This is a genomic window from Vibrio sp. B172a (assembly GCF_030248355.1).
In the GTDB taxonomy this organism is placed as follows: Bacteria; Pseudomonadota; Gammaproteobacteria; order Enterobacterales; family Vibrionaceae; genus Vibrio; species Vibrio owensii.
On the sequence record NZ_JAHGAC010000007.1, the window covers coordinates 1 to 19,237 of the forward strand.

18 protein-coding genes and 1 other annotated feature are annotated in these 19,237 nt (G+C 46.0%); of the genes, 11 read left to right on the plus strand and 7 right to left on the minus strand.

The window, feature by feature from the left end; translation table 11 throughout:
* Window positions 1–414: 414 nt before the first annotated feature.
* From pgsA to uvrY, 3 genes are read right to left on the minus strand one after another with little or no spacing between them, the layout of a single operon-like run.
* A complete protein-coding gene (gene pgsA, locus KIT90_RS07995) occupies window positions 415–972 on the minus strand; it encodes a CDP-diacylglycerol--glycerol-3-phosphate 3-phosphatidyltransferase (RefSeq protein WP_009706909.1) in 558 nt (185 codons plus the stop codon).
* Window positions 973–1,018: 46 nt separating this feature from the next.
* A complete protein-coding gene (uvrC, locus tag KIT90_RS08000) occupies window positions 1,019–2,851 on the minus strand; it encodes an excinuclease ABC subunit UvrC (protein WP_285376131.1) in 1,833 nt (610 codons plus the stop codon).
* A gap of 1 nt (window position 2,852) precedes the next feature.
* Window positions 2,853–3,497 carry a UvrY/SirA/GacA family response regulator transcription factor gene (gene uvrY, locus KIT90_RS08005; RefSeq protein WP_005434947.1) on the minus strand — a complete coding sequence of 215 codons (645 nt, stop codon included), beginning with the start codon at window positions 3,495–3,497 and terminating at the stop codon, window positions 2,853–2,855.
* 433 nt (window positions 3,498–3,930) lie between these two features.
* Here uvrY and KIT90_RS08010 point away from each other — a divergent pair, with 433 nt between their 5' ends.
* Entirely contained in the window at window positions 3,931–6,294 is a 2,364-nt protein-coding gene (locus KIT90_RS08010; RefSeq protein ID WP_285376133.1) for a DNA polymerase II, read from the plus strand.
* A 39-nt stretch (window positions 6,295–6,333) separates the two neighbouring features.
* Here the strand turns inward: KIT90_RS08010 and KIT90_RS08015 are convergent, their stop codons facing one another.
* Complete coding sequence (locus tag KIT90_RS08015) at window positions 6,334–7,101, minus strand: nucleotidyltransferase domain-containing protein (RefSeq protein WP_270050464.1); 768 nt, start codon at window positions 7,099–7,101, stop codon at window positions 6,334–6,336.
* 187 nt (window positions 7,102–7,288) lie between these two features.
* Here KIT90_RS08015 and yeiP point away from each other — a divergent pair, with 187 nt between their 5' ends.
* Both yeiP and KIT90_RS08025 read left to right on the plus strand, forming a co-directional pair.
* The gene (gene yeiP / locus KIT90_RS08020) at window positions 7,289–7,855 is read left to right on the plus strand and encodes an elongation factor P-like protein YeiP (RefSeq protein ID WP_005431209.1); all 567 of its coding nucleotides are present in this window, start codon (window positions 7,289–7,291) and stop codon (window positions 7,853–7,855) included.
* A gap of 2 nt (window positions 7,856–7,857) precedes the next feature.
* Window positions 7,858–8,178: an HI1450 family dsDNA-mimic protein gene (locus KIT90_RS08025; RefSeq protein ID WP_005431208.1), complete on the plus strand. Its 321-nt coding sequence runs from the start codon at window positions 7,858–7,860 to the stop codon at window positions 8,176–8,178.
* A gap of 166 nt (window positions 8,179–8,344) precedes the next feature.
* On the opposite strand, the gene rluB is transcribed toward KIT90_RS08025, so the two are convergent.
* A complete protein-coding gene (rluB, locus tag KIT90_RS08030) occupies window positions 8,345–9,283 on the minus strand; it encodes a 23S rRNA pseudouridine(2605) synthase RluB (protein ID WP_005434955.1) in 939 nt (312 codons plus the stop codon).
* A gap of 346 nt (window positions 9,284–9,629) precedes the next feature.
* On the opposite strand from rluB, the gene KIT90_RS08035 reads away from it, so the two are divergent.
* Entirely contained in the window at window positions 9,630–10,340 is a 711-nt protein-coding gene (locus KIT90_RS08035) for a calcium-binding protein (RefSeq protein WP_009706913.1), read from the plus strand.
* A 96-nt stretch (window positions 10,341–10,436) separates the two neighbouring features.
* On the opposite strand, the gene KIT90_RS08040 is transcribed toward KIT90_RS08035, so the two are convergent.
* Both KIT90_RS08040 and KIT90_RS08045 read right to left on the minus strand, forming a co-directional pair.
* Entirely contained in the window at window positions 10,437–11,057 is a 621-nt protein-coding gene (locus KIT90_RS08040) for an L-threonylcarbamoyladenylate synthase (protein ID WP_005434958.1), read from the minus strand.
* Between the two features lie 38 nt (window positions 11,058–11,095).
* Window positions 11,096–11,974, minus strand: coding sequence for a PHP domain-containing protein (locus tag KIT90_RS08045; RefSeq protein WP_208445036.1), 879 nt, complete (start codon window positions 11,972–11,974; stop codon window positions 11,096–11,098).
* Window positions 11,975–12,069: 95 nt separating this feature from the next.
* On the opposite strand from KIT90_RS08045, the gene KIT90_RS08050 reads away from it, so the two are divergent.
* The 7 genes from KIT90_RS08050 to trpA all read left to right on the plus strand — a co-directional run bounded on the left by KIT90_RS08050 (window position 12,070) and on the right by trpA (window position 19,124).
* Window positions 12,070–12,195: a tryptophan operon leader peptide family protein gene (locus KIT90_RS08050; protein ID WP_009706915.1), complete on the plus strand. Its 126-nt coding sequence runs from the start codon at window positions 12,070–12,072 to the stop codon at window positions 12,193–12,195.
* Window positions 12,142–12,245: a sequence feature (Trp leader region), on the plus strand. It overlaps the preceding gene by 54 nt.
* A 126-nt stretch (window positions 12,246–12,371) precedes the next feature.
* Window positions 12,372–13,937, plus strand: coding sequence for an anthranilate synthase component 1 (locus tag KIT90_RS08055; protein ID WP_285376138.1), 1,566 nt, complete (start codon window positions 12,372–12,374; stop codon window positions 13,935–13,937).
* 16 nt (window positions 13,938–13,953) lie between these two features.
* On the plus strand, window positions 13,954–14,562 hold the full coding sequence (locus KIT90_RS08060) for an aminodeoxychorismate/anthranilate synthase component II (protein WP_285376140.1): 609 nt from the start codon (window positions 13,954–13,956) through the stop codon (window positions 14,560–14,562).
* A gap of 37 nt (window positions 14,563–14,599) precedes the next feature.
* Entirely contained in the window at window positions 14,600–15,610 is a 1,011-nt protein-coding gene (gene trpD, locus KIT90_RS08065; RefSeq protein WP_285376143.1) for an anthranilate phosphoribosyltransferase, read from the plus strand.
* 13 nt (window positions 15,611–15,623) lie between these two features.
* Window positions 15,624–17,063 carry a bifunctional indole-3-glycerol-phosphate synthase TrpC/phosphoribosylanthranilate isomerase TrpF gene (trpCF, locus tag KIT90_RS08070; RefSeq protein ID WP_285376144.1) on the plus strand — a complete coding sequence of 480 codons (1,440 nt, stop codon included), beginning with the start codon at window positions 15,624–15,626 and terminating at the stop codon, window positions 17,061–17,063.
* Between the two features lie 64 nt (window positions 17,064–17,127).
* Complete coding sequence (gene trpB, locus KIT90_RS08075; RefSeq protein ID WP_064368599.1) at window positions 17,128–18,318, plus strand: tryptophan synthase subunit beta; 1,191 nt, start codon at window positions 17,128–17,130, stop codon at window positions 18,316–18,318.
* Complete coding sequence (trpA, locus tag KIT90_RS08080; RefSeq protein ID WP_285376146.1) at window positions 18,318–19,124, plus strand: tryptophan synthase subunit alpha; 807 nt, start codon at window positions 18,318–18,320, stop codon at window positions 19,122–19,124. Before trpB ends, trpA begins: the two co-directional genes overlap by 1 nt.
* The last annotated feature ends 113 nt before the right edge of the window (window positions 19,125–19,237 follow it).

Here is a 19,237-nt window from a genome sequence, read left to right on the forward strand (position 1 = left end):
CTGCCAAGGCGCCTCATTTGTGAAGTAAGCATTGCTTCTTTCACCACCCTTTCAAGCTGTGCTCTCTTGGGTACGGAATGCATTCTACGGATTCGGACGATCGAGTCAACACTATTTTTATTTTTTTAAATCGTTTGACCAGAATTTGTGCGAAAGACGGTAAATTGATTAGTTTTAATACTGAGATTAGCCCAAATACTCTTGTTTATCATGAATATCGAGCTACACCTTTCACCTATTCCGTGGTGTTCCTTCTTGTATTAACTATCGATAATTAAAGGAACAAACCGCACTAAGCGTTTAGTCGGATTAAAAACAAGACTTATGTCACATTTTTCTTCATCACAAATCCGAGGCATAAAAAAAGCAGGCTATATCGCCTGCTTCTTAAAATGCTATTTATGTGTTGTCTGATTAATGGTGTTCTTCGTTGAGCAAATCATCCTTCGCTGCCGCTAAGTATTGAACCATCGACCAATACGTTAGGAAAGTCGCGATATAAAGAGCGCCAAAGCCTAGCCATACCATCCAATCATCGTAACGCCAAATCAACACCCACAATGCGAACATTTGAGACACGGTTTTTACTTTACCGACCCAAGAAACCGCAACACTGGCTCGTTTGCCGATTTCTGCCATCCATTCACGCAATGCAGAGATGATGATTTCTCGCGCTATCATAGTTACCGCAGGAATGGTTACCCAAATCGTGTGGTAGTGCTCCGTAATCATAATCAGAGCAGTGGCGACTAAGACCTTATCAGCGACTGGGTCGATGAAGGCACCAAAACGAGAGGTTTGGCCTAACTTACGAGCTAGCATGCCGTCTAACCAATCGGTAAACCCTGCAACCCAGAAAACCATTGCTGCTGCAAAAGGAGCCCAAGAGTAAGGTAGATAGAAAACAACCACAAAAACTGGGATTAGGAACAGTCTTAGTAGAGATAGAATGTTCGGGATATTCAAACGCATTTTATTATTCTCTTACACATTGCGGCTTAATGTTGCGGGATTTTCCTTATTGTTTCAATGCTTGGAAAATAATTTCTGCCAAAGAGTGACTAATTCCCGGTACTTTGGCGATTTCTTCGACACTTGCACGCTTTAATTCCTGTAAACCACCCATGTATTTGAGCAAAGCTTGACGACGTTTTGGTCCAACGCCTTCAATTCCCTCTAAAGCACTGGTACGACGCGTTTTTCCACGTTTCGCTCTATGCCCTGCGATGGCATGGTTATGGCTCTCATCTCGAATATGTTGGATCAGGTGCAACGCTGGTGCATCACTTGGCAAGTTGAATTCTTCACCATCTACGGTAATTAAGGTTTCAAGACCTGGTTTACGTGTCACCCCTTTCGCGATACCAATCATAGTCGGACGCTTTGGCCAATCTCCCCAATACTGCGAAATGATTTCATGAGCACGATTCAATTGCCCTTTACCACCATCGATAAAGATAATGTCAGGTATCTTCTCTACATCAAGTTGCTTCGAATAACGACGCTCTAATGCCTGTCCCATCGCCGCGTAATCATCACCACCCGTAATGCCTGTGATGTTGTAGCGACGATACTCTTGCTTGACTGGACCTTCACTGTTGAACACCACACAGGAAGCAATAGTGCTCTCGCCCATCGTATGCGAGATATCGAAACACTCCATGCGAGCGATGGTTTCCATACCTAAGACTTCTCTCAGTGCTTTGAAACGCTGATTGATGGTCATCTTGTGATTGATCTTAGTGGTAATCGCCGTCAACGCATTGGTATTGGACAACTTGAGGTAACGACCACGCGATCCTGTCGGTGAGGTGTGGAATTGAACCTTACGCCCCGCTACGTCACTCAGAGCTTGCTGAATAGGCTCTATATCGCCACCTAGCTCTTGATTCAAGATAATGCGAGAAGGAATAGTACGCGCCTCGTTATGGCTTAAGTAGTACTGAGTAAGGAAGCTATCAAACACTTCTTGCTGACTGGTGTTCTGTGGAATCTTAGGGAAGTGACTGCGACTGCCTAGCACCTTACCCTGACGAATCATCAAGATATGGATACAAGCAATGCCGTTTTCTTGGGCAAAACCAAGCACGTCCATATCATCCATGCTGTCTTCTGACACGTACTGTTGTTCTTGTACGCGTCGAATCGCTTGGATCTGGTCGCGGAATTTGGCCGCATCTTCAAAACGAAGTTGTTGGCTTGCCACTTCCATCTTCTCAATGAGCTGCTCAAGTACTTGCTTATCTTTACCCTGTAAAAACAAACGAACAAAGCCCACCAGCTCGGCGTATTCTTCATCCGAAATAATCGTGCTCACACATGGGCCTGCACAGCGACCAATTTGATACATCAAACATGGACGGGTTCGGTTGGAATACACTGTGTCTTCACACTGGCGAACAGGGAGGGTTTTCTGCAAAAGGTGCAAGGTTTCTCGTACCGCGCCCGAATCTGGATACGGTCCAAAGTATTCACCTTTACGCTTTTTCGCACCACGATGCATAGACAATCGCGGATGTTTGTGACCGCTAATGAAAATATAAGGGTACGATTTATCGTCACGCAGAAGTACGTTGTATTTCGGTAAGTATTGCTTGATGTAGTTATGCTCAAGGATGAGCGCTTCCGTCTCGGTATGAGTGACCGTGACATCAATCTTAGCAATATTGCTTACGAGAGCGCGCGTTTTCTCGCTATCTACTTTTTTACGAAAGTAGCTTGAGAGGCGCTTTTTGAGATCTTTGGCTTTGCCTACATAAATGACAACAGCCTCGGCGTTGTACATTCTGTAAACGCCGGGCTGATGAGTTACTGTCTTGAGAAAGGAAGCCGAATCGAAGGGTTGATTCACACTAAAGGGTCTCGGTGTCCAGCATTCCGTGGCGGATCGCTAAGTGTGTTAACTCAACGTCACCATTAATGTCCAGTTTGCTAAACAGTCGGTAGCGGTAACTGTTGACTGTTTTTGGACTTAAATTCAATTGTTCAGAAATATCCGTTACTTTCTGGCCTTTGGTGATCATCATCATGATCTGCAGTTCGCGTTCAGAAAGGTCTTTAAATGGGTTTTCTGAGGCAGGTGAGAATTGACTCAATGCCATCTGCTGCGCAATCTCTGGCGAGATGTAACGCTGCCCACTGTTAACCACACGAATTGCGTTAACCATTTCATCAGGACCCGCGCCTTTAGTTAAATAACCAGAAGCACCCGCCTGCATCACTTTAGTTGGGAACGGATTTTCCGTATGAACGGTTAGTACGATGATTTTTACATCAGGATTCACGCGAAGAATCTTTTTCGTGGCTTCCAAGCCGCCTATTCCTGGCATGTTCATATCCATTAAAACGACGTCAGCATGATTACTACGACACCATTTTACTGCTTCTTCACCGCTGTCAGCTTCTCCTGCTACGTTCATTCCACGGACGTCTTCAATAATACGTCGTATCCCTGTGCGAACCAGCTCGTGATCATCTACAAGGAAAACATTTATCAAACTTGTATCTCCACACTTTTATTGGCTCTGCACCCACATAACATTTGTCAAATGTGGATATCAGTATGAGTGCCTATATACTAACGCATATGGCAAAAAATTGCTTTCTATGAATATGTGCTTAAACGCAAAGTTTGGCAAGAACTTATTCATAAACCACTCTATTATTTGAGTGCGCTCTGTGCAAAGCCGAATTTTAAGACAAGCTAATTAACAACATAAGCTCCAATAAATCAAGCAGCTAGATTTCACTTTGCTCAGCAAAACGCAATATCACCCATAAATGGTTATTTCATAAGCGACATATCTCAGCTTTTGTACACCCACGGCATCACGATTTAACCAGCAAAATAGAGCATTACTTTTCACTGGTTATTTTTACAGTTCTTAATGATAGAATACGTTCTTCACTGATTTACAAGGTTTCTCTCTATTGAACATCCAACAAGGCTTCCTTCTCACTCGCCAAGCCCGAGACATCAAAGGTCAAACTCAAATAGAGTTGTGGCTTTCGACCGAGAATGGTCCGACCCAATTGTTGATTCAAGGAGAAAGACCTGTCTTCTTTATTGAACAAGCGCAAATCGAACAAACCAAACAATTTGCCGCTGCTAAGCAAATTGCTGTCGACATACGCCCGCTAGAGTTAAAGAACTTCCAACTAACACCTTTAGCCGCCTGTTATACCCAGACCACAAAAGACGCGTTCGCCCTACAAGATGAACTTAAGCAAAATGACATAGTCCATTTCGAGGGCGATGTACGGCTTGCCGACCGTTATCTGATGGAACGCTTTATAAAAGGCAGCATGGAGTTTACCGGGAATCTGCAATCTCGAAACGGGTTCCAACGCGTCCAAAACGCAAAGTGCCGAACAGGTGAATACCAACCTAAGCTGCATGTGGTCTCTCTAGATTTGGAATGCTCAGAGAAAGGCATTCTTTATTCGATTGGTTTAGATAGCCCTGTTGATTCACGCGTGATTATGATTGGCGAACCGGAACAATCAGACACGCCAATTCAATGGGTAAAAGACGAGAAGGCTTTGCTCGATGCTTTAATCGCGTGGTTTAAGCAGTTCGACCCAGATGTGATTGTTGGGTGGAACGTTATCGACTTCGATTTTCGCCTGCTGCATAAACGCGCAGAGTGGCACAATATGAAGTTGATGTTAGGCCGAGCAGACCAACCGAGTTTTTTCCGTAGCTCCGCGCAAAGCCAACAAGGTTTTATCTCTATACCCGGTCGTGTAGTGCTGGATGGTATCGATACGCTGAAAACCGCGACGTACCACTTCCGCTCATGGTCATTAGAATCTGTCTCACAAGAACTGCTTGGCGAAGGTAAAGAGATCCATAACGTGCATGACCGAATGGATGAAATCAATCGCATGTACCGTTCAGACAAACCATCTTTGGCTAAATACAACCTGCAAGATTGTGTGTTGGTGAACAAGATTTTTGACCACACTCACCTACTCGACTTTGCGATTGAACGCTCTCGCCTCACAGGTGTAGAACTGGATCGCGTCGGAGGCTCAGTGGCCGCGTTTACCAATTTGTATTTGCCGCAAATCCACCGAGCCGGTTATGTTGCGCCAAATCTGCATCCAGAAAACTGGATAGCTAGCCCGGGCGGCTATGTGATGGACTCTATCCCTAACCTTTATGACTCCGTATTGGTGCTCGATTTTAAGAGTCTGTACCCCTCTATTATTCGCTCATTTCTGATTGACCCTATGGGCTTAGTCGAAGGTTTGCAGCTTGAAATCGGCAAAGCAGAAGATGAAGCCGTGCCGGGATTTCGTGGCGGTCAGTTCCATCGTTCAAAGCATTTCTTACCAGAGATGATCGAAAAGCTCTGGGCAGCGCGAGATGTTGCCAAGAAGAATAATGAGAAAGCCTTCTCACAAGCCATCAAAATCATCATGAACTCTTTCTATGGTGTGCTTGGTTCTTCCGGTTGTCGTTTCTTTGATACCCGCCTTGCTTCTAGCATCACCATGCGTGGGCACGAAATCATGAAGCAAACCAAAGTTCTGATTGAGGACAAAGGTTATCAAGTGATCTATGGCGACACCGACTCAACCTTTGTATCTTTAAATGGCGCATATAGCCAAGCAGACGCAGATAAAATTGGTAATGAACTGGTCGATTACATCAACCAATGGTGGAATGATCATCTGCGCAGTGAGTACAACCTCAACTCGATTCTTGAACTTGAATACGAAACCCATTACCGCAAGTTCTTGATGCCAACCATTCGAGGTGCGGAAACGGGCTCGAAAAAGCGCTACGCAGGCCTGATTGGTGAAGGCCAACAAGAACGCATCATCTTTAAAGGGTTAGAGAGCGCACGTACAGACTGGACACCGCTGGCGCAGCGATTCCAAAACACCTTGTACCAAATGATCTTCCACGGTGAAGACCCTAGTGATTACGTACGAGAGATGGTTGAGAAGACCAATGCCGGTGAGTTTGATGATCAGTTGGTGTATCAAAAGCGCTTGCGACGCAAATTGCATGAGTATCAGAAAAATATTCCGCCGCAAGTACGCGCTGCGCGTTTAGCCGACGACATCAATGCCAAACTCGGTCGCCCTCTGCAATATCAAAACCGAGGTCGAATAGAATACTTAATTACAGTGAATGGGCCTGAGCCACACGAGTATCTCAATAGCCCTATCGACTACCAGCATTACATTGATAAACAGCTAAAGCCGGTTGCGGATGCGATTTTGCCGTTTATTGGCACAGACTTCGAGCAGTTATCTGCGCCGCAGATGGGGCTGTTCTAAATCAGCTTCTAGATTGAATGGAGTTAACGCTAGCTGACGTTACCCAATACGAAATTCGGTCTTTTGGTACTGAGCCACCAACCACTCACCAAAACCGTCAATTAAACCAATCACAGAACGTTTCGGGATAGCACGACCAGAGAGCAAAATGCCAAGGCGTTCTATCTCAAGCTGCTTTTCTGGATGGTATCGTAAAAATTGCTCCCCGCATTCAAGCGGATCATCAAACCAACGTTTGTCTCGATACATGACAAGCGAGTACGACGCACGAAGTAACTTCTTAGCGATAGTCACTTGGGCACTGACCAGTTCTTCAATGCTTTGTGCTTGTACTATCTTAGTGCGATACACCGATAGCCAGTCTTCGACATCCATGTTCCAGTGCTTCGCAATCTCCCAACTTGGCACATAATCGCCAAAACAATCCGCCAGATCATCTCCGTAAACGCACACGCAGCAGTGTTTGAGCATAAAGCCCCAAGTAAAAATGCTGTCTAGGTTTGCGACCTCACTCACCAAGGCGGTACGAATCGATACCCCTTTAACGTGAGGGTACCCCTGTTGAGCACGCCATTTGATGGTGTTCAACAAAGTAGCGCGATTGTTTTCAAAGCTCGACTTAGTGACAACGACCATATCGAGATTCGATTTTCCTGCAACCGCCGACTTGCGTGCCACACTGCCATAGACGTAGACACTATGAAGATTGGCCCCTAGCCCGCCTTTAAGGCACGCCAGAACTTCTCTTAGCAGAGGTTCAAATTCAGGTTGGAATGGATGCTTTGGGTCGATGACAGGGAGAGACATTGAAGAAAACGCGATCTCAAGTTTTTAACGGACGATGGGCTATATGATCCACTAGCCTAGCGTTTGAATCAAGCCCATTAAAGCCCTTATTGACCTGCAAATTACTGTGCGGAATTTTGATGCCAGACAAGCAACTTAGCGCTATAATCACCAAGTTTTGCTTAATAAGTGTAAATAGGAAAATACAATGCCAAAGGCAAGTGAAATCAAAAAAGGCTTCGCAATCGAGTCTAATGGTAAAACTCTTCTAGTAAAAGACATCGAAGTAACCACTCCAGGTGGTCGTGGCGGCGCTAAAATCTACAAAATGCGCTGTACAGATCTAAACACTGGTGCGCGTGTAGACGAGCGTTACAAGTCTGATGACGTTGTTGAAACTGTAGAAATGAACAAACGTGCAGTTGTGTACTCATACGCTGATGGCGATGAGCACATCTTCATGGATAACGAAGACTACTCACAATACACATTCAAGCACAACGAAGTTGAAGATGAGCTTCTGTTCATCAACGAAGACACTCAAGGTATTCACCTTATCCTAATCAACGGCTCTGCTGTTGGTATCGAGCTTCCTTCTTCTGTTGAGCTAGTGATTGAAGAAACTGATCCTTCAATTAAAGGTGCATCTGCATCTGCACGTACTAAGCCTGCACGCTTTGCTTCAGGTCTTGTTATTCAAGTTCCTGAGTACATCGCGACTGGTGACCGTGTAATCATCAACACGACTGAACGTAAATACATGAGCCGAGCATAAGTATGTCTGATTTGATTTCTTACGACGACGTTATCGACGCTGCGTACGACATCTTCCTTGAGATGGCTCCAGATAACCTAGAGCCAGCTGATGTCATTCTGTTTACTGCGCAATTTGAAGATCGTGGTGCCGCAGAACTTGTTGAAACTGGTGATGACTGGGTTGAACACGTTGGCTTCGATATCGACAAAGAAGTGTATGCAGAAGTTCGAATCGGCTTAGTAAACGAGGAAAATGACGTACTTGATGACGTTTTTGCTCGTATGCTAATCAGTCGAGACCCAGAACATAAGTTCTGTCATATGCTTTGGAAACGTGATTAACGATTTCCTCATCATGATCAAAAACACCAGCCTCACGCTGGTGTTTTTTTATGCCTACGATTAACAGTTATTTGTGATTGGCAAAAACGAAAGATTGGGAACGCGAAACGCTAGATAAGAAAAAGGCTTGCCAATGTGGCAAGCCTTTCTGATTTTCTGCTATCGATTAACGATGCTTGTTACGTGCGCCTTGGTCACCGGCAGCCTTCTTCGGTTTACGACGAGAAGGATTGTTGCTGCGACCTTTTGGTGTGTTAACACGCTCTTCGTGACGCTTAACTGCGCGACGAATTTTTTGGCTACGAGCACGTTCACGCTTACGTGATGTGTTGTCTTTATTTAGATCAAGCATGGTTTCTTTCTCTGGACGAAGTTCTACAAGCTCACGCAGGTAGTTTACTTCTTTCAGGTCTAGTTCCATCCAACCGCCACGAGGCAGTTTCTTGTCTAGGAAGATATCACCGTAACGAACACGTTTTAGACGGCTAACCGTACATTCTTGAGATTCCCACAAACGACGAACCTCACGGTTACGACCTTCGTTAATCACTACGTAGAACGTGTGGTTCATACCTTCACCACCCGCATGTACTACGTCTTCAAAACGAGCCATACCATCTTCAAGTTCAACACCACTTACTAGGTTGCGAACTTTCTTTTCGTTCACTTCACCAAATACGCGTACTAGGTATTCACGCTCAACCTGGCGGCTTGGGTGCATTAGGCGGTTTGCCAACTCACCATCCGTTGTGAAAAGCAGCAGGCCAGATGTGTTCGCATCAAGACGACCAACTGAAATCCAACGAGAGCCACGAATTTTTGGCAGACGATCGAAAACAGTGCGACGACCTTCAGGATCGTGACGAGTACATAGTTCACCTTCTGGCTTGTAGTAAGCCAATACACGACAGATCACTTCTTCTTGTGCCTTCGCAGACACAATGTGACCGTCGATACGAACTACGCTGTTCTCATCTTCTAGTCTTTCACCAAGTTTAGCTACGATTCCGTTCACGCTAACGCGACCAGATTTAATTAACGATTCAATCTCACGACGAGAACCGTGTCCAGCACGTGCTAATACTTTTTGTAACTTTTCGCTCATTTATCTACCTATGTGTCGTCTTCACAGACGTCGAGACCAGAATTGGTCTTCAATTGTGCAAGTTACCCAACCTATTGGGATTTTTTCGGTCGGACATTATACGAGATTCTCTGATTTAATGTAAGCAAAATCGTCGATATTGTCACTGCAGAATGTCCTTCGGAAACTCACACTAAACTCATCATCTTCTCCAACTTAGTACCAGACTCATCGGCAGTAGAACCGCACTATTATGGGTCTGTGTCCACCTCTTAAAAAATCCCCTACCTGATAAAATTGTCAGGGCTATAAGAAAGATAACCCTACAGCTTGCTAGCTCCCTTAATCAGATGAAAAGGAATAATAAATGTCTCATACAAATCTTGACCTAAATTGGATATTTGGCACCTCAGAAGATGACAATATGACCGGCACAAAAGGCTCAGACACGACTGATATTTTTGTCGGCTTTGGCGGCGACGATAAGTTTGTTGGCTTTGGTGGAAACGACTATGTTTTCGGTGGTCGTGGTGACGATACCCTACTAGGTGGCAGAGGGAATGACCTACTCTCAGGCGGTTCAGGCGATGATTACTTGTCTGGCGGCTTAGGTAATGACCTATTATTTGGTGGTTGTGGTGACGATACAATTTTCGACTACTCAGGCAACAACTTTATCAATGCGGGATGGGGTGACGACACCGTAGTTGTCGGTGATGGTCATTCTGTGATTGCGGGTGGTTGCGGCGATGACACGTTCGTAATGACCAACCGTCTTGCTGTTGGCGTTCCCGATCAGCCTGTTTCTTCAAACGACATCGAAGTGAAATCAGAAATTCTCGACTTCAACATTTGTCACGACAAGCTTGTCTTTGATATGGGTTTAGATACTAACAACGATGGTATTCGCGATACATTCTTGGACTCGGCAGACGACTTAACACTGTCTTACAACGACTTTGGTTGGGCAGTCTACTCAAGTGACGAATTTAATGTAGAAGTGACACTGAAAGGTATTGATGCAGGCTACATCAACTACATTGAGCACCACGGCATCGACATCTTCGATTTCGCCTAAACTGACACCATTCCATTGAATCAAAAATAAGCGGATTCAAAGTAAAAAGGGAGGCATTCACGCCTCCCTTTCTTGTTTTGTTAAGAGTAAAACCAGTTACTCAAATGGTGCCGGGTCGCCAGAACCAACACGAGCAACAACCGCTTCACCTTCACTGAAGTCGATAACCGTTGTTGGTTGTTCACCTAAGTAACCACCGTTAAGGATCACGTCTACAGCATGCTCTAGTTTGTCACGAATATCTTCTGGGTCCGATTCCGTCACATCGCTTCCCGGTAGGATAAGTGACGTAGACATCATTGGTTCACCAAGCGCTTCCAACAGGTCTAGTGCAATGCGGTTATCGGGTACACGAATACCGATGGTCTTACGTTTTGCATTCATCAAACGACGCGGCACTTCTTTTGTGCCCTTGAAGATGAAAGTGTAAGGACCCGGCGTGTTATTTTTCAGTAGTCGGAATGCCGCGTTGTCTACGCGTGCGTACAAAGAAAGCTCCGACAAATCACGACACAACAAAGTAAAGTTGTGCTTATCATCCAGACGGCGGATCTGACAAATACGTTCCAACGCCTGTTTGTTTTCTAACTGACAGCCTAGTGCGTAACCTGAGTCGGTTGGGTAAACCACTACACCGCCGCTACGAATGATTGCTACTGCTTGATTGATCAAGCGAGCCTGTGGGTTTTCTGGGTGAACGTAAAAAAACTGGCTCATTGTAATTCCTCATTATCGAACCTCTCGGCTCTATATTTTTATAGGTTCTCGATTTCGTCTTGTTGAGCGTTATCCAACGAAGGATCAATACCCCAATCTTTCCAAACTGGTTCTACGCCCGCGGGTAACCAGAGGTTTCTTCCCAATTCCATCCACGGAGATGGATAGTGAAAGTCGCTGCCTTGAGAAGCTAATAGTTTGTATTGTATAGCATAATCGGCCAAGTTGCGTCTTTCTTGTTGCGCTTGTTGAGGCTGTGCCACTTCCATTGCATCCCCGCCCGCTTCAACAAACGCGGCTAATAGGCGTTTTACCCACTTCGCAGTCAGTTGATAACGACCCGGATGCGCAAGAACAGCAGAGCCTCCAGCAGCATGAATCGCATCAACCGCATCTTTCATGGAACACCAATTTGGTGGCACGTAACCTGGGTTAGAGCGGGTTAGAAATTTCTTGAACACCATCTGCATGTTTTTGGCATAACCATTATCCACCAACCACTTGGCAAAGTGTGCACGAGTGATCGGCGCATCACCCGCGATTTGCTGAACTTCTTCTAGCACACCTTCGCGAGTCGCTTTTTGCAAACGTTCAGCAATCATCTCTGCTCTGGCAACACGATGCGCTTTTTGCTGTTGAATCAGCTCAGCCAGCGCAGGACTTTCGGGATCGATGTTCAATCCAACAATATGGATGTCTTTGTTCTGCCAAACAGTCGAAATTTCTATACCGTTGATGATTTTTATCGGCAGATTATTCTCTTCAACGTACTGCTTGGCCGGAGCTAAGCCGTCAACCGTATCATGATCCGTGATCGCCAAAACCTCGATATCAAAACTCAATGCCCTATCCACTAAATCGTGTGGTGCAAATCGACCATCTGACGCGGTGGTGTGACTGTGTAAATCAATTCTCATCTTTTTGTCGTTTTAATGCTGTTTTGGGGTTGACTTTTCACCTCTGCACTAGTTAACTAGTACACAAATACGAAGTACCTAATTTAAGGCTCACCATGTTACAAGAATTTAACCAAAACCAGGAAGCGAAAGTTGCAGTTCGTCTGAATAAGATGAAATCTGCTGACCTTGCTTGGTGGCGCACTTGGACAAGTTCTTGGTGGGCGAACGTGTACTTCTAGTTTAGAGAATTAAATGTCACAAAGCCCGCTACTTCAGCGGGCTTTTTGTTTTGTCGTCCATCTCACATTCAACTGCTCAAACATTCATCGGATATGACCAAAACTTGATTGGGTGAACGTTTGCTTTATGCGACTATGTACGGCAGGAAGATGTAAAACAGCTATAAGGAGGTCTTGTGAACAAGGCCATTGAAATTAAGAAACTTGGACAGCTTGAAGTGCTAACGGCTTCCGTCCCTTATACTCAAGACCCGACTCGTTTGTTCCACACTTTATGTGAGAACAAAACTGACAGCCTGTTGCTGGAATCTGCTGAGATCGATTCGAAGCAAGATTTGAAATCCCTGCTGATCGTAGATTCAGCGGTTCGCATTGTCTGCTTTGGCCACACTGTTAGCATGCACGCCTTGACCAACAACGGTAAAAACCTACTGTCTCACCTAAACCAGAACATCCGTGGTGATGTTGAGAGTAAGTTCGATGGCGAAACGCTAACTTTGGAATTTAGCCAGCCATGCGACACGTTGGATGAAGACTCTCGCCTACGTGAAGCCTCTTCTTTCGATGCGCTGCGTTTGGTTCAGCATAGTTTTGATATTTCACAGCAAGACAAACACGCGATTTTCCTTGGTGGTCTGTTTGCCTACGACTTAGTCGCCAACTTCGAGCCGCTTGGTAATGCAGAAGCAACAAACCAGTGCCCAGATTACGTTTTCTACGTCGCGGAAACACTACTTGTTGTCGACCATCAAACGGAATCTTGCCAGCTTAAAGCGACGTTGTTTGTTGATGGTTCAGAGAAATCAGCGTTAGAGACTCGTATTGCAGAAATCAGCGCTCAGTGTGCAGCGCCAAAACTACTGCCAAGCGCAAAACAAATCGCTGACGTAACGGTAGAACCAAGCGTATCTGATGCAGACTTCTGCCAAACTGTTCGCGACTTAAAAGAGTTCGTAGTGAAAGGCGATGTATTCCAAGTCGTACCATCTCGCCGATTCACTCTACCTTGCCCTTCTCCACTAGCGGCTTACAAAGAACTGAAACAAAGTAACCCAAGCCCTTACATGTTCTACATGCAAGATGAGCTGTTCACTCTGTTTGGCGCATCACCAGAAAGTGCGCTTAAGTACGAAACCGACACTAACCAAATTGAAATCTACCCAATCGCAGGCACTCGTCGCCGCGGTAAGCGCCCTAACGGCGAGATTGATTTCGACCTAGATAGCCGCATCGAACTTGAACTGCGTACCGACATGAAAGAAAACGCAGAACACATGATGCTGGTTGACTTAGCGCGTAACGACGTTGCTCGTATTGCTCAAGCTGGTACTCGCCACGTAGCAGACCTTCTAAAAGTCGACCGCTACAGCCACGTAATGCACTTAGTATCTCGTGTGGTTGGTCAACTGCGTGAAGACCTAGACGCGCTGCATGCATACCAAGCATGTATGAACATGGGCACGCTCACTGGTGCACCAAAGATTCGTGCAATGCAGTTGATTCGCGATGTAGAAGGCGTACGACGCGGAAGCTACGGCGGTGCTGTGGGCTACCTCACTGGTGAAGGCACACTCGACACATGTATCGTAATTCGCTCAGCTTACGTAGAAAACGGCATTGCTCAAGTTCAAGCTGGTGCTGGCGTGGTGTTCGACTCTGATCCACAAGCGGAAGCAGACGAAACGCGCGGCAAAGCCCAAGCGGTAATCTCTGCTATCCAAGCAGCGCATAAGTCACAATAAGGAATAGGGTTCAGAGATGGCTAATATCATTTTTATCGACAACTTTGACTCGTTCACCTACAACCTTGTGGATCAATTCCGCTCGCTAGGTCACTCAGTCAAGATTTACCGAAACAACATCCCAGCAGAAACCATTGAACAAGCGGTAAACGCGCTTGAAAACCCAGTGGTCCTGCTATCGCCAGGCCCAGGCGCACCGTCAGAGGCAGGCTCAATGCCAGAGCTTATCCAACGCATGAAAGGCAAAGTGCCGATGATCGGGATTTGTCTTGGTCACCAAGCGATTGTTGAAGCATACGGCGGCACCGTTGCTGGCGCAGGCGAAATCATTCACGGTAAGGTCTCTATGATGGAGCACCAAAACCATGCGATTTACCAAAACCTACCATCACCACTTGCGATTGCACGTTACCACTCGCTGGTTGCGACCAAGGTTCCTGAGAGCCTAAACATCACAGCAGAAGTAGATGACTTGGTAATGTCTGTTGTACATGAAGAAGATAAAGTTTGCGGGTTCCAGTTCCACCCGGAATCTATTATGACGACCTACGGAGCAACACTGTTGGCCAATGCCATTGAATGGGCACTTGAAGAACAAACTTCAGCGAACCCACTCACTGCTTAAAAAGCACTTGGCACATAAGAAATTTAGGAGAGGAAATATGGAAGCAATCATCAACCCTATTATTACCAAACTGTACGAGCAAGAATCGCTTACTCAGGAAGAGAGCCAACAGCTATTCGACATCATTATCCGTGGTGAACTAGACCCAATTTTAATGGCGTCAGCACTGACTGCACTAAAGATCAAAGGCGAGACACCAGATGAAATTGCGGGCGCAGCGAAAGCACTGCTGGTAAACGCAAACCCATTCCCTCGTCCAGATTACGATTTCGCAGATATCGTAGGTACTGGTGGCGACGGTCACAACACCATCAACATTTCAACCACTGCGGCGTTTGTTGCTGCAGCATGTGGTCTAAAAGTAGCGAAACACGGTAACCGCAGCGTTTCAAGCAAATCTGGTTCTTCTGACCTTCTTGATTCATTTGGTATCAACCTAGCTATGAGCGCAGAAGATACGCGCAAAGCGGTAGACGATATTGGTGTCGCTTTCCTATTTGCACCTCAATACCACGGTGGTGTGCGCCATGCGATGCCAGTGCGTCAAACCATGAAAACACGCACCATCTTTAACATTCTTGGCCCACTGATTAACCCTGCTCGTCCTAACATCGAATTGATGGGCGTTTATAGTGAAGAACTGGTTCGTCCTATCGCAGAAACCATGCTACAAATGGGTATGAAGCGCGCAGCTGTAGTACACGGCAGTGGCTTGGATGAAGTGGCGATTCACGGTGAAACAACCGTTGCCGAAATCAAAGACGGTAAGATCACAGAATACAAACTAACGCCTGCAGATTTCGGTCTTGAAGCACACCCACTAGAAGCGATCAAAGGTGGCGATCCTGAAGAAAACAAAGCAATCATTACCAATATTCTGACGGGTAAAGGTACAGACGCACAATTGGGTGCAGTGGCAGTAAACGTTGCTCTGCTAATGCGTCTATTCGGCCACGAAGATTTAAAAGCCAACACGCAACAAGCGATTGAGGCAATGAATTCAGGCAAAGCGTACCATTTGGTACAACAACTTGCCGCACACGCTTAAGGAATTGAAGAAGATGACTGACTTCAACACTCAGCAAGCTGACAACCTGTCTGAACACGTTTCTAAGAAAGAAGCAGAAATGGCAGAAGTACTGGCGAAAATTGTCCGCGACAAATATCAGTGGGTAGCAGACCGTAAGGTGTCTCAACCGCTAAGCACATTTCAGTCTGATTTGCTGCCATCGGACCGCTGCTTCTACGATGCTCTGAGTGGCGAAAAGACGGCATTCATCACCGAATGTAAGAAGGCATCTCCTTCTAAAGGTTTGATTCGTGATCACTTCGACTTGGATTACATTGCGTCGGTTTACAACAACCATGCTGATGCGATTTCAGTCCTAACAGACGAGAAGTACTTCCAAGGCAACTTTGACTTTCTTCCTCAAGTGCGTGGTCAAGTCAAACAACCCGTTCTGTGCAAAGACTTTATGGTAGATACCTACCAAGTTTACCTAGCACGTCATTACAGTGCTGATGCTGTGCTATTGATGCTTTCTGTCCTGAATGACGAAGAGTACAAAGCGCTAGAAGAAGCAGCACACAGCCTGAACATGGGTATCCTGACCGAAGTGAGCAACGAAGAAGAGCTTCATCGTGCCGTTAAGCTAGGCGCACGCGTTATCGGCATCAATAACCGTAACCTTCGCGACCTAAGTACCGATTTGAATCGTACTAAAGAACTGGCACCGACAATTCGCGAACTAGCACCAAACGCGACGGTAATTTCAGAGTCTGGCATTTATACCCATCAACAAGTTCGTGATTTAGCGGAATACGCAGACGGCTTCTTGATTGGTAGTTCACTGATGGCGGAAGACAACCTAGAACTTGCTGTACGTAAAGTGACGTTAGGCGAAAACAAAGTCTGTGGCTTAACGCACCCAGATGACGCAGCAAAAGCATATCAAGCTGGCGCAGTATTTGGTGGCCTGATTTTTGTCGAGAAGTCGAAGCGTGCGGTCGACCTTGAAGGTGCGCGCTTAACCATGAGCGGTGCTCCACTGAACTACGTAGGCGTTTTCCAAAATCACGATATCGATTTTGTTGCTTCTGTCGTGACCTCTTTGGGTTTAAAAGCAGTGCAGCTGCACGGTCAAGAAGACCAAGCTTACGTAAACCAACTCAAAGCCGAACTGCCAGCAGCGGTAGAAATTTGGAAAGCTTACGGCGTGACTGATGCCAAGCCAGAACTACTTGCAGACAACATTGATCGCCATCTATTAGATGCGCAAGTTGGCACTCAAACTGGCGGAACCGGTCAAGTGTTCGACTGGTCACTGATCGGCGACCCAAGTCAAATTATGCTAGCGGGCGGACTGTCGCCAGAAAATGCTCAACAAGCAGCGACACTAGGTTGCTTGGGATTAGATTTAAACTCTGGTGTAGAAAGCGCACCAGGCAAAAAAGATTCACAGAAGTTGCTCGCGGCCTTCACCGCTATTCGCAACTACTAAAGCTGGATATCAGCTAAAAAATTTAAAGCTATTCGTAGCGAAAAATACGAGAAGGAATATAACGATGGCAAAACTGAATGCCTACTTTGGCGAATACGGCGGTCAGTACGTTCCGCAAATTCTAGTTCCAGCACTGGAGCAACTAGAGCAAGCGTTTATCGACGCGCAAGAAGATCCAGAATTCCGCAGTGAGTTCATGACGCTTCTTCAAGAGTATGCGGGCCGCCCAACGGCTTTAACTCTAACTCGTAACCTAACCAAAGGTACGAAAACCAAACTGTACCTAAAACGTGAAGACCTACTTCACGGTGGTGCCCACAAGACTAACCAAGTGTTGGGTCAAGCGCTACTTGCGAAACGCATGGGTAAAAACGAAATCATCGCAGAAACAGGCGCAGGCCAACACGGTGTTGCAACCGCACTAGCATGTGCACTACTTGGCCTTAAGTGTCGCGTTTACATGGGTGCAAAAGACGTTGAACGTCAAAGCCCGAACGTATTCCGTATGAAGCTTATGGGCGCAGAAGTTATTCCTGTCCACTCGGGTTCAGCGACACTTAAAGATGCATGTAACGAAGCGCTACGCGACTGGTCTGCAACTTATGAAGATGCGCACTACCTACTGGGTACAGCGGCAGGTCCTCACCCATTCCCAACCATCGTGCGTGACTTCCAACGCATGATTGGTGAAGAAACGAAGAATCAGATTTTGGCACGTGAAGGCCGTCTTCCTGATGCGGTTATCGCATGTGTGGGCGGTGGTTCAAACGCGATTGGTATGTTTGCTGACTTCATCGAAGAAGAAAGCGTTCGCCTGATTGGTGTTGAGCCAGCAGGTAAAGGTATCGATACTGACCAGCACGGTGCACCACTTAAGCATGGTAAAACAGGCATCTTCTTCGGTATGAAAGCGCCATTGATGCAAGATCCAAACGGCCAAGTTGAAGAATCTTACTCAGTATCTGCTGGTCTTGATTTCCCTTCAGTTGGTCCACAACACGCACACCTAAACGCAATTGGCCGTGCTGAATACGACAACGTGACAGACGATGAAGCGCTAGAAGCATTCCAGGAAATTGCGCGTAACGAAGGTATCATCCCTGCTCTAGAATCTTCTCACGCACTGGCTCATGCACTGCGTATGGCTCGTGAGAACCCAGAAAAAGAGCAATTGTTGGTTGTTAACCTATCTGGTCGTGGTGATAAAGATATCTTCACTGTACATGCCATCCTAGAAGAAAAAGGAGCAATCTAATGAGCCGTTATGAGAAGATGTTTGCGCGCCTAAACGAAAAGAACCAAGGCGCATTTGTACCGTTCGTAACGGTTTGCGATCCAAACGCAGAGCAATCTTACAAAATCATGGAAACACTGGTTGAGTCTGGCGCAGATGCCCTTGAACTTGGTATTCCATTCTCAGATCCGCTAGCCGATGGCCCAACCATCCAAGGCGCTAACATTCGCGCGTTAGATTCAGGCGCAACACCAGATATCTGCTTCGAGCAAATTGGTAAGATCCGAGCTAAGTACCCAGAGTTGCCTATTGGCCTTCTGATGTACGCGAACCTTGTTTACTCTCGTGGTATCGAGAACTTCTATGAGCGTTGTGCAAAAGCAGGTATCGATTCTGTTTTGATTGCAGACGTACCAACTAATGAAAGTGCTGAATTTGTTGCTGCTGCAGAAAAGTTTGGTATTCACCCAATCTTCATCGCACCACCAACGGCAAGTGATGAAACACTGAAGCAAGTATCAGAGTTGGGTGGCGGCTACACTTACCTACTCTCTCGTGCAGGTGTTACTGGCGCAGAAACCAAAGCAAACATGCCTGTAGGTCATATGCTCGATAGACTGAACCAATTTGGTGCACCACCAGCGCTACTTGGTTTTGGCATCTCTGAGCCTGCACAGGTGAAACAAGCACTAGAATCTGGTGCGGCTGGTGCAATTTCTGGTTCAGCCGTGGTAAAAATCATTGAAGCGAACGTTGAGCAGCCACAAATTATGCTCGACAAGCTAGGTGAATTCGTTTCTGCAATGAAAGCTGCAACACAAAAATAACGTATCACTAATTTAAAAATATGAGATCGATTCCTTATCAAACATTCGGAATCGATCTTTTTTTTAACATTCAGTTTCTAAAGCCGCCCCTCTATTACCATCCATTTTATAAA

Bases quoted from the DNA above. Each gene is read 5' to 3' on its own strand.
- pgsA (WP_009706909.1), bottom strand. From the start codon at position 972: ATGCGTTTGAATATCCCGAACATTCTATCTCTACTAAGACTGTTCCTA.
- KIT90_RS08015 (WP_270050464.1), bottom strand. From the start codon at position 7,101: ATGTCTCTCCCTGTCATCGACCCAAAGCATCCATTCCAACCTGAATTT.
- yeiP (WP_005431209.1), top strand. From the start codon at position 7,289: ATGCCAAAGGCAAGTGAAATCAAAAAAGGCTTCGCAATCGAGTCTAAT.
- KIT90_RS08025 (WP_005431208.1), top strand. From the start codon at position 7,858: ATGTCTGATTTGATTTCTTACGACGACGTTATCGACGCTGCGTACGAC.
- rluB (WP_005434955.1), bottom strand. From the start codon at position 9,283: ATGAGCGAAAAGTTACAAAAAGTATTAGCACGTGCTGGACACGGTTCT.
- KIT90_RS08035 (WP_009706913.1), top strand. From the start codon at position 9,630: ATGTCTCATACAAATCTTGACCTAAATTGGATATTTGGCACCTCAGAA.
- KIT90_RS08040 (WP_005434958.1), bottom strand. From the start codon at position 11,057: ATGAGCCAGTTTTTTTACGTTCACCCAGAAAACCCACAGGCTCGCTTG.
- KIT90_RS08045 (WP_208445036.1), bottom strand. From the start codon at position 11,974: ATGAGAATTGATTTACACAGTCACACCACCGCGTCAGATGGTCGATTT.
- KIT90_RS08050 (WP_009706915.1), top strand. From the start codon at position 12,070: ATGTTACAAGAATTTAACCAAAACCAGGAAGCGAAAGTTGCAGTTCGT.
- KIT90_RS08060 (WP_285376140.1), top strand. From the start codon at position 13,954: ATGGCTAATATCATTTTTATCGACAACTTTGACTCGTTCACCTACAAC.
- trpD (WP_285376143.1), top strand. From the start codon at position 14,600: ATGGAAGCAATCATCAACCCTATTATTACCAAACTGTACGAGCAAGAA.
- trpCF (WP_285376144.1), top strand. From the start codon at position 15,624: ATGACTGACTTCAACACTCAGCAAGCTGACAACCTGTCTGAACACGTT.
- trpB (WP_064368599.1), top strand. From the start codon at position 17,128: ATGGCAAAACTGAATGCCTACTTTGGCGAATACGGCGGTCAGTACGTT.
- trpA (WP_285376146.1), top strand. From the start codon at position 18,318: ATGAGCCGTTATGAGAAGATGTTTGCGCGCCTAAACGAAAAGAACCAA.